Here is a 15,199-nt window from a genome sequence, read left to right on the forward strand (position 1 = left end):
GCTACTTATTTTATAAGCACTTAATCCGTAGCGAAATTTTCAAATCGTTTTAATTGGGTCGGGTATGACGATAAACACACTAAAATTTGTTAACATAACGATTCTTTTCCCTCTTTGTTTTTTTATGGGTATAACGAGCGCTGTAGCTGACACTAATAAAAAGCAGCTAGAAACCATACAAATTAGGGGGTTTCATGACAGCGCTATCAAATCACTACAAGATAAACGTGATAGCAATTCGATTATAGAGGCTATTAGCGCACAAGATATCGGTAAATTTCCTGATAAAAATGTTGCTGAAGCACTCCAACGGATCACGGGAATTTCTTTATCACGCGCACAGGGGGAAGGTGAACGCGTAGGTGTAAGAGGCACAACCCCAGAACAAAATCGCACCTTTTTAAATGGCCAAGCTATCGCCTCCGCAGACTGGTGGATTTCAACTCAACCAAACCGTGGCTTTAACTATACCTTATTACCTGCAGACCTCGTCTCTTCACTTGAGGTTTATAAAACACCACAAGCCGATCATAATGAAGGTTCATTAGGTGGCTCTGTTAATATTAAAACACAACGACCGCTGCACACAGATAGCAACCACTTTGTTGCTAACGCACAAGTGCAATACAATGATTTATCTGGCGAATTTGATCCACAACTAGCCATTTTTTATAATTGGACAAATTCAAAAAAAGATTTTGGTGCGCTTATTACTGTAACGCGAAATAAACGCTCACTGCGCCGAGATGGCCTTGAGTCATGGGGCTGGCATGAACAAAATTTTAATAAAAACCCCGATGATACTCTAAGCCCCACGACCAATGAAAATGCTGATATTAAAAACCTTTGGACACCCGGCGGCGGCGGCTCAGCTATTTTTCAACAGCAACGTGTTTTAACCAGTGCCACAGCCAATTTTGAATACCAACCAAACTTAGATTGGAATATACAGCTTAACACCTTGTACTCTGTCCTCAATGCCGACAACAATAATCAAAATTTTTTATGGCAACCAAGTAGCGTATTTGCTCGCGGTGGTAGCATAAGTAATGTACTTATAAACGACAATACATTGAGCTACGCTCGTTACTCACAAGTCCCAGGTGATAATTCGCAAAATTTACCTTTTAGTACTGCAATGGAGGCTATTTGGCGTGATTCACAAATCAATACTAGCAGTGTTCATCTAATTATCAGTCAGCAAGCTCACTTGTGGCAAAATCAATATCAACTTGGTTTTACCAAAGGAGGTGGCGGCTCAAAACAAGATCATACATCACAGTTTTCAGCGAATACCGCGTTTAGCGTCGACACTAGGCAGCGCAAAAACATTGTTGCCAGTTACGACACTTCCCCACTCGATGCAAAATCATGGCAACTCACACAAGCGCGCAACGACAGCCAAGACTCCAATGATCAAGAATTATATTTGCAAGGAGACTTTGAACGCGCTATTGATCATTCAATTATCAGCGCGATCAAAATAGGGGCAAAGTACCGTGATCATCAACGCGATTTTATTCGTTATCGCTCATTCAATGGTGCATTTGATGGCATAGCGCAGCAACTTGACTGGACCTTAGCTGATTACCCAGCAACGTTCCCTCAAGGATTTCTAGCTGGTATTGGCAATCAACACACGCTAAAAAATTATAGCTATGCTGATATAGGTGCGTTGTCTGCAGACTTCGCAGACATCGATTTTATCCAACAAGAAGAAAAAGCCAGCCGCTTTGATATTCAAGAGCGCACTACCGCAGGTTATGTTAAATTAATGCTTGATGGTGATGAGTACCGCGCGAACCTCGGTGTAAGGCTTGTTAACACTCAGCAAAACTCGGGAGCATACCGACGCATTAGTTCTGTTGGCTCCGAGCAAGATCGTTTTATGTGGCAGCAACATAAAAAGGATTATCTAGACATTTTACCCAGCGCCAACATCAGTATCGATCTCAGCGAAAATATAATCGCCAGAGTAAGTGCTGCGCGAGTAATGTCACGTCCGCAGTATAATCACTTAATGCCTTCAACAAATTATAATGTTACTCAAGCACAAGGCCAAGGCGGCAACCCTGATCTCGATCCTTATCGTGCCAATCAATTTGATTTAAGCGTCGAGTGGTATTTTGATGATGCCGCCCTGCTCTCATTTGCCTTATTTAATAAAGATGTTGAATCGTTTGTTGAATTTAAGCGTAGCATTGAACAACACGAAGGCATTGATATGACAATAGATAGACCGATAAATGGCAGCGGCGGTACTATCCGCGGTGTTGAGATTGGCTACCAACAAGAACTCATTTATGGATTCGGCTTAATCACCAATTATACCTTTGTTAATGGTGATCGCACAGATAGTGTCTCAGGGCGCAATAATTATGTTCCTGGCACCTCAAAACACACCATTAATTTAACCAGTTACTATGAAAATGATTGGATAAGTTCACGTCTTGCGTACAACTACCGCACTCATTTTGCCACTGGCGTAGGGGAAACCATGATGGATGACTTTGGTCAGCTTGATGGCAGTATTACCTTTAAAGTATCTGATAGTTTTGACTTTGTTATTGAAGCGATAAACCTAACCGATGAGATCACTTACCTGTATGAACGTAATGAATATGCACCAACGGGGATTTACCAAAATGGTCGTCGCTTTTATCTTGGCGTTCGTTATAGTCATTAATCGTCAAATACGGAGCTTAATCGCATTTATTAGTTTGTTAGGTACATCCTGATATAATCCTTCGATAATTAAACTTGCGAAGGAAAATAACAATGCTAAAAACTAGCTTAGCACTGGCAATTGGGCTTACAAGCTCGTTGGCATTTGCCGCAACGCCTTTAACCGTTGAAGATATACCAAAAATTCAATCGGTTATTCAAACCAGCATTAGTCCTGATGGCGACAATGTTGCATTTACTCGCTCTGTACCGCGTGAACTTTACGTAGACAAAAATGGCACTAACTATAGTGAGCTTTACGTTGTTGACGACCAAGGCGTAGAGCGCCCGTTTATCACAGGCTCCGTTAGTATCAAGAGCATTCAATGGTCTAATGACAGTAAAACAATCTATTTTTTAGCCAAGCTAAATGAAGATAAATTTACCTCACTGTACCAAATTCCTGTAGATGGCGGTCAAGCGAGCAAAGTGCTTTCGTTAAAAGGCACATCAATTTCAAGCTATGAATTAAGCCCAAATAACAAGCAGCTAGCTATTTTAGCTATGCCAGCGGCTGATAAATCTGAAAAAGAACTTAAAAAGCTTGGCTTTATGGCTGAAGTTTATGAGCTTGGCTTAAAAGATAAACAGCTTTTTATTATTGATCTAGCCAAAGCTGACAAGCCTCTCACTCCTAATGCACTGAACATTGCCAACTACGTGAGTGAAGTTAACTGGGCAGCCGGTGGTGAAAAGTTACTGGTTAAAACTCAGCCAACCGCTTTAATTGACGATAAATATACTAAGTCACAATGGCACTTATTTGATATCGCGAGCAATAAAGTAACCATGTCATTTGCTACCGAAGGCAAATTAGGTGATGCTGAGTTATCGCATGATGGTAAATACATTGCAATCTTAGGCGCAGAAGATAAGCATGACCCATCAACAGGTCGTTTATTTTTAGCTGATACAAAAACCGGCGATGTAACTGACTGGCTGCCTAACTTTATGGGCCATGTTGTTGACTTTGAATGGTCTCATAAACGTAACACACTTAACTTTATTGCCAATGTTGGCACACAAAGTTTTGTAGCAACGATTAAAACTGGCTCTAATAAGTACAAAAAAGTTATTAAAGAAGGCAAATTTATTGCAGCAAACCTAAGTATATCTGATTCAGATAAAACCTTGGCGCTACGTGGCAATACAGCAACACACCCTAACGAAGTATTTATCATTCGTGGTAAAAAAACAGAGCGTTTAACTAATTCAAATACATGGTTAGATGACAAACGTTTTGCTAAACAAGAAACTATTTCTCTTAAAGCCCGTGACGGCGTTGAGATTGACGGCGTACTTGTCTATCCTCTTGATTACAGTGAAGGTACTCGCTACCCGTTAATCATGTCTGTGCACGGTGGTCCTGAAAGCCATGATAAAGATGGCTGGGTAACTAACTACTCTCGTCCTGGTCAAATGGGTGCGGCGCGCGGTTATGCAGTATTTTATCCAAACTATCGTGGTTCAACAGGTAAAGGCGTTGATTATTCAAAGCTTGGCCAAAACGATTACGCAGGTAAAGAATTTGACGATTTAGTTGATTTTAAGCAGCACCTTGTCGAAATGGGCCTAGTTGATACTAAACGTGTTGGTATTACCGGTGGCTCTTATGGCGGATATGCGTCTGCATGGGGCGCAACAAAACTGACTGAACATTTTGCGGCAAGCGTGATGTTTGTTGGTGTCACAAACCAATTGTCTAAATTTGGTACTACTGACATTTCAAATGAAATGAACCTAGTGCATGCGCGTTCATATCCGTGGGATAAATGGCAGTGGTATTTAGAGCGTAGCCCTATTTACTGGGCTGGCCAATCTAAGACACCACTGCTAATAATGCATGGTAAAGAAGATCCGCGCGTACACCCGGCGCAATCAATGGAACTTTACCGTTATATGAAAGTGCAAGGTAAGGACGTGCGTCTAGTTTACTACCCAGGTGAAGGCCATGGTAACCGTAAAGTAGCTGCACAATACGACTACAGCTTGCGCTTAATGCGCTGGATGGATAACTACTTAATTGATGGTAAAAAAGACATGCCAGCATTTGAGATCGATCATGCAGCAAAATTAAAAGCAGCGAAAGACGCAAACAAATAACATTATTTTTGCGTTAAATAAGTTAACTGGCCAACGTTCACGTTGGCCTTTTTATTTTTAAACATAGCTATCGTTAGGTGTAATATAAATACTGCTATCAGTAAAACTTACAAAAAAACCTTACCTGAAATTATGAATTTAAAAATAAATCATTATATAACAAAAGCTTAAAATATGGCTTTTACCTTGCAACATTCATTGAAATTAATGAACAATGTAAGGAAAAACCATGAACATTTTTGAAGCACTACGTCACGATCATGACAAACAACGTTCACTTGTCGATGCATTGATAAACACACATGGCGAGTCATCTGATCGACAATCAATCATGAAAGACTTAAAAAATGAGTTAGAAGAGCATGCAAAGTTTGAAGAGCGCTACTTTTATAATCCATTGATATGTGATGATCTTACCCAAGAGAAAGCGCGACATGGCATAGCAGAGCACCATGAAATTGACGACCTAATTGAAAAACTTGAAGACACAAAAATGACTTCATCGGCATGGCTGATTACCGCTAAAAAATTGCATCACCTTGTGCATCATCACCTTGCGGAAGAAGAACATGAAGCTTTTCAACTAGCAGGAAAAGTACTTACTGACACTCAAAAAATAACACTAGCAAAACAGTACAACGAGGCAATAAACTAATACTTTAAATTACACTCGTCCTTCGCGAATAAAACATGCAATGTCTGTACCGTGTTTTATTCGTATTAAAGGTCTTTTTAAATATTGTATTAAAATTACTACGGCAAAAAGTTGCCGTCACACTATCGATTACGCCCATAAAAAATATTAAACTTAATAACTTAGCGTCTATTTACACTATTTAAAAAGCATTAACCAAGTCAGCCCCTAAAAAAGGTACTTCTGGCACCAAATTTGCTGTATTAGCTTTTTTTGCCAAGGATGACAAATTGCTGACAGTTAATTCTCGCTTTTTAAATACGTTGCAATCATTAAATATTTCGACGACAAAAGAATCTCAGTTTGAGCAGCTCGCTTCAGGAAAAAGAATCAATAGTGCAAAAGATGATGCTGCTGGCTTACAAATAAGCAATCGTTTAGCTACCCAAATAGCGGTTAAACAGCAAACATTAAGAAACTTACACGATGGTATTAGCTACGGCCAAGTTGCAGATGCAGGACTGGAAGAACTCACTACCGCTTTACAACGTATGAGAACACTTGCATTACAATCTGCAAATGGCAGTAATGCTGAACAAGATCGCTTGGCACTGAACGATGAATACACTGCATTACAAAACCATATTGACTCAGTTACAAATAACACTGAAATTTTTGGCAAAAAACCATTAATGTCAAAACCATTAATAGAAACAAACTTAAATAACGTACCTCTTATTAGTGAAGCATTTACAAATAATATAGAAGAAAGGTTATCTTCAGGATACGTTTCTTTAGGTGTGATACCGCCAAACTCTACAAATGTCAAAATATCAATCGACAGTTTTGGACAAAATGATGATATAAACTTATTTACACAAACTGGTGAACATCTCGTCGGGCAAGATTTATCAACTGACCAAAATAACATAGAAAATCAGCTTTTTACGTCAGCTAACGGCTACCAAGGTAATGAAGCATACAGTAATACAAACTTATTTGATGGCGCTGGGTTTAACTTTCCCGCAGTAAATACTCAAACGGTTAAAGGCATGAACTTTACTTACTCTGGTAATGGTAACCCTGGTAATAATAACGAAGAAGTATCAATAGCAAATGTCACTGAGCCATTGCTATTAACTATTGTCGGGAATGGTAGCTTTGATATCACAGTATCCTGGGACACGTTAGGCACACTCTCATCACAGGTAAGTTCATCAAGTGATGGTCCTATGTTAGTCACATCAACTGATAGAGCAATCGGCGACGACGGTTATATTATCTTTGAGGATATTGATGCTAGCTCTAGCTCACTGACGATTGGTGGGACTTCAATTGCAACAGAAAATAATGCACAAAGTGCTATTTCACGTATCGATACTGCGCTTGCTCGCGTAGGTGCTTTTCGCTCAGAAGTGGGAGCGAAGCTAAACTCAATTCAAACAACAATACGTAACGAATCAAATCAATCGGGCCTCTTAAGCAACTCGAAGCAACGTATCCAAGAAACTGATTACGCTAAAGTAATGGCTGAGAAAATTTCGACTGACATCATTGAGCAGGCTGGAATATTAGTCGCATCACAAGCAAAAAATGCTGTCAAAGATGGCATTCTCACGCTGCTTTCACAAATAGAGTAATATATTTTATTTAAATTATTGCGTCGCAAACTGATTGCGCCCCCAAAAATTTTAAACATGTGAGTAGTAATCTAGTGTTGAAGTTGATCCCACATCACTCAAGTTGTTCCATTTTAATACAATCTTTTCTCATAAATCACTTTACTACCATTAATTTTGACGAATTAGGTCTTTTAAAGTAAATACTTCACATTTCAATTGATAATGATGCTGATAATCATTATCATACCCGCAAAAGTTACACTAACGATTTAGTTATCATTATTAAAGGAAGTACAATGAAATCCCGCCCGCTTTACTTGGCCTCACTGATCAGCACATTACTTACATCGACGACATTACTTGCAGACGATGTAACAGCAGAAAACATGGAAGTAATGATTGTTACTGCTTCTGGTTATGAGCAAAAATTAATTGATGCACCAGCCAGTGTCTCGGTTGTTTCACGTGAAGATTTACAAAATAAGCCTTTTACTAGCCTTGCGGATGCACTTCGTGATATCGAAGGTATTGATGTAGGTGCGGGACAAGATAAAAACGGCAATATTAGTATTACAATGCGTGGTTTGCCTGCCAGCTATACCCTAGTGTTAATTGATGGCCGTCGCCAAAGTGACGTTGGGAATATTGGCCCAAATAATTTTGGTAATAGCCAATTTATGTATATGCCACCTCTTGAAGCCATTGACCGAATCGAAGTTGTACGTGGCCCTATGTCTACTTTATATGGTGCAGATGCAATCGGTGGTGTGATCAATATTATCACACGAAAAAACCTCGACAGCACGCATGGTAGCGTTACTGTAAGTAGCAATATTCAGACTGATGATCAGTACGGTGATGATAACAAGATCGATTTATACCTTACAGGCCCTACTGGTGTGGAAGGTCTAACCTATGGCGTTCGCGGTAGTTTTTATGACCGCCAAGAAAGTAAGCCTACATACAGTGAAAATTTACCACTTCCAGATGGTAGCATGTGGGTAGATGATGGCAGTTTTGGTGATAAAAAAGTCGTTGCTGCACGTAACTTCAATGCAGGCCTTAGCGTTAATTATCAAATTGATAAACAAAATGACATCACTTTTGAGTATGACATTGCAAAGCAACGTTATGATAATACTCAAGGGCAAACTGGCACGCTTGATAGCCCTAATAGTTTATGGCGTATACGAAAAGGCATTGTGCATCCTCGCGTAGGTTATACACCTTACCAACGTGTTGAACGTGAACAGTTTGTTCTCGCGCACGTTGGCCGCTACGATGCTGGCACTTTAACCAGCAGTATTACCCGTAGCAGCAGTGAAAATTTTGGCCGCTCATTACCATTGAATGTACAAGAACGCTTAGGCGTTCAAGCTATTTGGGATAAAGCAGTACAAGATCAGGGTACTGACAAACCAACGCTAACAGATGAAATTTACACGCAACTTGATGAAACCTTTTTACCGCGCCCATTACGTGCTCTAAAACTTGATAACCTCATTATTAATACTAAGTTTGAGTCAAACATTGATAATCACTACTTTGTTATTGGCGCACAATATTTTGATGCTGAAATGGAAGATGGCGTATTTGGTATGTATGGTGATGCTTATAAAGCAGGCACAACTCAAGATCATCGTCAAACGGCCGTATTTGCTGAAGATAATTGGGAAATCACCTCTAACTTAACCGCAACGTTAGGTGCACGTTACGATCACCATAACATTTTTGGTTCGCAAGTGAGCCCTCGTGCTTATCTAGCTTACTCACCTGCTGATGAGTGGACATTTAAAGGCGGTATCAGTACCGGCTATAAAACCCCTGAGCCAAACCAATTATTTCCAGGAATTACTGGGTTTGGTGGTCAAGGCACTATTCCATTCGTAGGCACACCTGATTTACAGCCAGAAACTAGCGTTAACTATGAAGTAGCGGCTTACTTTAATGGTATGGATAGTTTCAGCGGTAATATCACAGTGTTTTACAATGACTTTAATGACAAAATAATTCGCCAAGACAGATTACCAAACTGTGAAATAGCCATTGCCGACGAACCTTGTGTAGAAATTGGCAAAGGCTGGGCGGGTATTGGTAGCACCACGTTTAGTCAAGCAGCTAACGTTGATGAATCTGCCACACGCGGTATCGAGATAGCCGCAAATTGGAAGATCATTGACAGCCTATCACTGCGTGGTAACTATACATACACGGACAGTGAAGTTAAAAGTGGCCGTGATACAGGCCTTCCTTTAGTTAACACGCCTAAAAATATGTATAACTTAACACTAGCATGGCAACCACTTGATGATCTGAGTGTGTCGCTTATCTCAGAAATTCGCAGTAATCGTTATCGAGGCACCGCTAATGTATCTGGCCCACAAGGACCTGAAACACAAAAGCTGTACTACAAAGCCTATGATTTATATCACTTAGCAGCTACCTATAAAGTAAACGATAGTCTAGCGATAAATGCACGCATTAATAATTTACTGGATGATGATTTATCTAGCCGCTCTTGCTTATTAGCAGCAACAGAAGACGAGTATGAATGCACGTCTGATTATAATACGACTCAAAAAGCCCGTAGTTTTTGGGTATCGATGAGTTATAGCTTTTAATTCAGCATTGCTATAAGTTAAAAAGCCCAGCAATGCTGGGCTTTTGTGTTTACAGTTAAATTATGATTTAACTGTAAACTTTACATCTTCATCACGCAGTAAATATAGCGCAAAACATGCCGCCCACATTGGCCAAGCAGCAAAGAATAGTAAGTTATTAAAACCATCAATATATTGGCCGTATGATGAAAGTGTTGATGCGCCATGCATTAAAAATATCAGTCCATAAGTAATACGCTTTTTAATTCCGGCCATAAAAGCTAAAACCAAAATCAATTGCAATGCCCCTAATATATAAGCGACAACATCAGTTGACCCGCTAATCCCATAAAAGTGCTCAAATATACGTGCACTGTGCCCTGGGTTTACAAATTTATCCAAGGTCCACATAAGCATTACAATAAAAACGCCTAAACGTAATGAAAAAAGAGACCATTGCAAGCGATTTTTTAAATCCGATGAGAAAGAGTGAGACATTTAAATTCCTTAAATTAAGTGTTGTCATTTCAGTAATGAATCTAACAAGACCGTCTTTTTAAAGTTTTATTGCATAACTTTTACTTTTTTATGAGCCTTACAGGCTAGGCTGGAATAGGCTAATGGATATGGTTGAAGCTACTGAGCTATTAAAAACGCTGCAGCAGGATACTAACTTGTGATCAAGAGACAGACACGGATGTGGATAAGGGGCGTGAGCAGGATGCACAAGCTTTGCTCGGTTTTTACTTATTCTCACATGGATGTGAACCAGTAGAATAACGCAGGAGCCGTTATCGAGCCCGCTAGGGTACAAACCTCGCGCCGTGATTAAACCGCCCCTAGATTAAACAAATTTCAATCAACAAAGGTCAACACGCCCTAATATCCTGTATCTAATTAAATTAATCAGTATCAATGAAAGTATTTTTAAAACCTTACGGTCTAATCCATCGTATATAACATATTTAACCACAGCGAGAGAGTTTTGAAATACGCATTTTTAGCACTTAGCATTTCCCTTAGCTTTTCAACATTGGCAAAAACTAATGACCCTATTGAGGTTATTCAAGTATCTGGTGAAGCGGTGAAACTTCGTAGTCTTTCACCAAAAGATAGCACCGTTGATGGACCGTTTGGTGATAATTTAGCGCTGTCAGATATTGCACGTGCAGTAACACCAATTTCGAGTGCGATGATCGAACAACTTAACATTACGACCCTACAAGACATGCTCGCAGTGGCTCCAAACAGTTATTCTGCAAGTGGCTTTGGCGCGCCAAGCTTGCCAACTTTACGCGCTCAACTAGGTGAATTATTTCAAGATGGTGTTCGCCGCCAAGCGGGGAATAATGGGTTTGGGATCCCAGTTTCATTTAATGCCATTGAACAAATAGATGTAGTAAAAGGTGCGCCACCGGTACTTTTTGGTAGTAGTCAGCGTAACGGGGGATTTGTAAATTTACGCTCAAAAACAGCCAGCACTGATCAGCAGCAAGGTAAAGTTCAGCTGTCAGCAGGACGTTGGGATCAATATCGGGCGCTAGTTGATTACAGTGCGCCTATTGTTGAAGGTCAGAGCGGCTTTAGAGTCAGTGCTGAACATATCGATAACGGTAGCTTTTACGACTACGCAGGATATGAAAGTGATAGTTTGTTTGCTGCACTGCGCTTTTTACCAGATGACAAAAGCAGCTGGGATCTCAACTTTGAGCTTTACAGTGTAGATTATACCGACAACGCTGGTATAAATAGGCCAACTCAAGCATTAATTGATGATGGCCTTTATATTACTGGTCAAGGCGTACAGCCAAATGGCAGTAACGTGCCTGGTGCAGGTGCTATTGTGTCACCAACGGGGCAAGTTGTGATCCCGAGAAACCAAGTTTTAACCGATCCAGATAATATCAATAATGCCACAACGTATTTATTTCACAGTATTTATAAACGTGAATTAAACAACCAAGCAACGCTTAAAAACATTACTTACTTTCAGCATTTACAGCGCGAGTCACTCGCTAAAAACAGCTTTGTTGAAATTATTGATGGCGCAGACACAGCACAAAATCGTACCGAACTGAGTTATCAATGGAATGATTCACAAACAACGGTATTTGCATTTGATGTACGTTATAACAAAGTAAAAGGCTATAGCCAATTTACGACTGAGGCCGATTTACCGATTGATTTAACTGGGCCACTTGAAAATCGCCGCATTCCTTTAACCGCACAGCAGCAAGCACGTTTAGTTGAACTGCGCCCCGGTGTTTTTGTCTCTCCTGGTGCGCAATACGATATAAACAATGATGGCAATGGTGATTTTTCACTATCTGACACCACTGACTCAACCAGCTGGCAAACAGGTGTTGCATTTCAACACGACAGTCAATGGACAAATAAACTGCGCACCAGTATTGGCTATAGACTAGATTATTATGATGTAGTAGCCAAAGATGCGCTCCCGCCACAAGGACACAGTGCCGCGCAAGACAGTATCTATGAAACGCTGCATTCAGGTCAGGCAAGTATCAATTATAAATTTATCCCAAGCACTACAGGCTATATTGCCGGCAGTTATAATCAAGCTACGTCAAACAGTATGGCAGGTGGTCACACGCTTGGCAGTGATAACAAAATTAGCGAGCAAAACTTTGCAACCGACAACACATTGCTTGAAGTGGGTGTAAAATACGCGCCAGAGGATAGCCCATGGTATATTGACGGTGCGGTATTTAATCAGCGTCGTAGTTTACGAAACCGTGATGGTAGTAATACTGGCATTCGCACTCAAGGTTTTGAAACCCAGTTATTTTATGATGCATCCCCTTATTGGTTAAGTGCAGGCTATAGCTATATTGATGCTCGCTATGATAATTCAGCGAGTAGCCAAGACTCAAGTCAAGTGGCCGACGCCTTTGATAATTCACGCCCAGACATCATCAATGGTACAAGTGTTGGCGCACCCAGTTTTACTGCATTTGCGCCTTCAACGCAGCGAGTACAAGGCATTCCAGAGCAATCCGTGAGTATTAATGGAGGCTGGTCTATCTTAAGCAATTGGCAAATTGGCTTTGGTGGTATTTATACAAAAAGCTACCCGCTTGATTTCTTAGCAACCGTTAATATTCGTGATCAATACACATTAAATATCAATACAAGTTATGACTTTACTGATCAAACAAAGCTGCGATTAGATATTAACAACGTTACAAATCAAGATAACTGGCGCCCAGTGTTTGAGGGCGGTTACTTTGGCTCGACCTTAGTATTTCCTGAGCTGCCAATTAATGCCAAGCTGACATTTCAGCACAGCTTTTAAGAGCGAACCCTATGTTTAAAAAAATTACATTACTTATTGTTGCTTTGCTCACCATTGGGCTGTTTTTTCACTTTGATTTACATCAGCTTTTAACACTTGATGGGTTAAAAGGATCAATGGATCAATTTAACCAATACAAAGAGCAATCCCCTTTATTAGTCATTGGTGGATTCTTTCTATTATACGTTGTCGTAACAGCCCTATCGCTACCAGGGGCGGCAATTTTAACCCTTGCAGCAGGTGCTTTATTTGGCTTAGTTGAAGGCTTATTAGTTGCCTCATTTGCCTCAACCATTGGCGCCACATTAGCCTTTTTAGTATCGCGTTACTTATTACGTGATGCGATTAAAAAGCGTTTTCCTGAGCGTTTAGCCGCAATTGATGCTGGCGTTGAAAAAGAAGGCAGTTTTTACTTATTTACCTTACGTTTAGTGCCTGTGTTTCCGTTCTTTTTAATTAACTTATTAATGGGTGTTACGTCAATCAAGTCATGGACTTTTTATTGGGTAAGCCAAATTGGTATGCTGGCCGGTACTTTTGTGTTTGTTAATGCAGGCACTCAACTGGCGCAAATTGACAGCTTATCGGGCATTTTATCGCTTAACTTGATCTTATCATTTGTGTTGCTTGGCATATTCCCATTAATAGCGAAAGCAATCCTCAACACGATTAAAAAGCGCCGTGTTTATAAAAACTATACTAAACCTAAACAATTTGACCGTAACATGATAGTTATTGGTGGTGGTGCTGGTGGCTTAGTGACAAGTTACATTGCCGCTGCTGTTAAAGCGAAAGTGACCTTAATTGAAGCGGGCGAAATGGGCGGTGATTGCTTAAATTACGGCTGTGTACCCAGTAAAGCAATTATCAAAAGCGCCAAAATCGCGGAGCAAATTAAGCACGCCGATAAGTACGGCCTAGAAAATAGCACACCGCAATTTTCGTTTAAAAAAGTAATGGCACGTGTGCATCAAGTGATTGCTGATATTGCCCCACACGACAGTGTTGAACGTTACACAAATTTAGGAGTAGAAGTACTTAAAGGCTACGCAAAAATTACTGACCCTTGGACCGTTGAGATTAAACTCAACAATGGTGGCACACAAACTCTTACTGCTCGCACCATTGTAATCGCCACAGGCGCACGCCCATTTGTGCCGCCACTGCCAGGCATTGAAGATGCAGGTTATATCACAAGCGATACGTTATGGAGCAAATTTGCCGAGCTTGATGAAGCACCTAAAAAACTCGTGGTGTTAGGCGGCGGGCCTATTGGCTCCGAGCTTGCGCAAAGCTTTGCACGATTAGGCTCATCAGTAACACAAATCGAAATGGCTGATCGCGTGATGATAAAAGAAGATACCGAAGTATCAGAGTTTGCAACACACGCCCTTAAAGCAAGTGGTGTGAATGTATTAACTAATCACCATGCATTACGTTGTGAAAAACGCGGCGAGCAGAAATTCATTATTGTTAAGCATGCTGAGCAAGAGCTCGAAATTGAATACGATGAGCTACTGTGTGCCGTTGGACGCAGCGCCCGTTTAAGCGGTTATGGTCTTGAAGAATTAGGCATTGAAACCAACCGCACTATCGTGACCAATGAGTACTTAGAAACCCTTTACCCTAATATTTTTGCGGCTGGCGATATTGTCGGCCCGTATCAATTTACCCATGTAGCCGCCCATCAAGGGTGGTACGCCGCAGTCAACGGCTTATTTGGGAATTTGAAGAAGTTTAAAGTGGACTACCGCGTGATCCCATGGACTACCTTTATTGACCCTGAAGTCGCCCGCGTGGGTATAAACGAGCAAGATGCGATTGACCAAGGTATTGATTATGAAATCACCCGCTTTGAATTTAAAGAGCTTGACCGCGCAATTACCGACAGTGCCACGCAAGGCTTTATTAAAGTGATCACACCAAAGGGTAAAGACAAAATTCTCGGTGTTACTGTGGTCTCTGAGCACGCTGGCGATTTAATTGCTGAGTTTGTACTGGCGATGAAACATGGTTTAGGCCTTAATAAAATTTTAGGCACTATTCACAGCTACCCAACTTGGGCTGAGGGCAACAAATACGCCGCAGGAGAGTGGAAACGCGCCCACGCACCGCAAACGGTACTTAATTGGCTAGAGAAATACCATACATGGCGTCGAGGGTAGTATTTTGAAATCGTTATTTTTTATTGTATTAACGA

8 protein-coding genes are annotated in these 15,199 nt (G+C 40.7%); 7 read left to right on the forward strand and 1 reads right to left on the reverse strand.

The features are described from left to right. Nucleotides 1-124 precede the first annotated feature (124 nt). The 5 genes from ACJJVX_RS01800 (at nt 125) to ACJJVX_RS01820 (ending at nt 9,704) form a co-directional block, all read left to right on the forward strand. Nucleotides 125-2,686, forward strand: coding sequence for a TonB-dependent receptor (locus ACJJVX_RS01800; RefSeq protein WP_405629780.1), 2,562 nt, complete (start codon nt 125-127; stop codon nt 2,684-2,686). Between the two features lie 92 nt (nt 2,687-2,778). Then, on the forward strand, nt 2,779-4,827 hold the full coding sequence (locus ACJJVX_RS01805; protein ID WP_054206714.1) for a S9 family peptidase: 2,049 nt from the start codon (nt 2,779-2,781) through the stop codon (nt 4,825-4,827). A 229-nt stretch (nt 4,828-5,056) separates the two neighbouring features. Further along, entirely contained in the window at nt 5,057-5,482 is a 426-nt protein-coding gene (locus ACJJVX_RS01810; RefSeq protein WP_405629782.1) for a hemerythrin domain-containing protein, read from the forward strand. A gap of 269 nt (nt 5,483-5,751) precedes the next feature. Next, a complete protein-coding gene (locus ACJJVX_RS01815; protein ID WP_054206716.1) occupies nt 5,752-7,101 on the forward strand; it encodes a flagellin in 1,350 nt (449 codons plus the stop codon). 278 nt (nt 7,102-7,379) lie between these two features. Beyond that, nucleotides 7,380-9,704, forward strand: a complete 2,325-nt coding sequence (locus ACJJVX_RS01820) for a TonB-dependent receptor domain-containing protein (protein WP_054206717.1) — start codon at nt 7,380-7,382, stop codon at nt 9,702-9,704. 60 nt (nt 9,705-9,764) lie between these two features. Here the strand turns inward: ACJJVX_RS01820 and ACJJVX_RS01825 are convergent, their stop codons facing one another. Then, a complete protein-coding gene (locus ACJJVX_RS01825) occupies nt 9,765-10,181 on the reverse strand; it encodes a hypothetical protein (RefSeq protein WP_054206718.1) in 417 nt (138 codons plus the stop codon). 487 nt (nt 10,182-10,668) lie between these two features. On the opposite strand from ACJJVX_RS01825, the gene ACJJVX_RS01830 reads away from it, so the two are divergent. Together ACJJVX_RS01830 and ACJJVX_RS01835 are read left to right on the forward strand one after the other, a co-directional pair. Further along, nucleotides 10,669-12,999, forward strand: coding sequence for a TonB-dependent receptor (locus tag ACJJVX_RS01830; RefSeq protein WP_405629785.1), 2,331 nt, complete (start codon nt 10,669-10,671; stop codon nt 12,997-12,999). 11 nt (nt 13,000-13,010) lie between these two features. Further along, nucleotides 13,011-15,164, forward strand: coding sequence for an FAD-dependent oxidoreductase (locus ACJJVX_RS01835; protein WP_405629788.1), 2,154 nt, complete (start codon nt 13,011-13,013; stop codon nt 15,162-15,164). The last annotated feature ends 35 nt before the right edge of the window (nt 15,165-15,199 follow it).

This window comes from Pseudoalteromonas sp. Ld20, from assembly GCF_045064175.1.
In the GTDB taxonomy this organism is placed as follows: Bacteria; Pseudomonadota; Gammaproteobacteria; order Enterobacterales; family Alteromonadaceae; genus Pseudoalteromonas; species Pseudoalteromonas neustonica.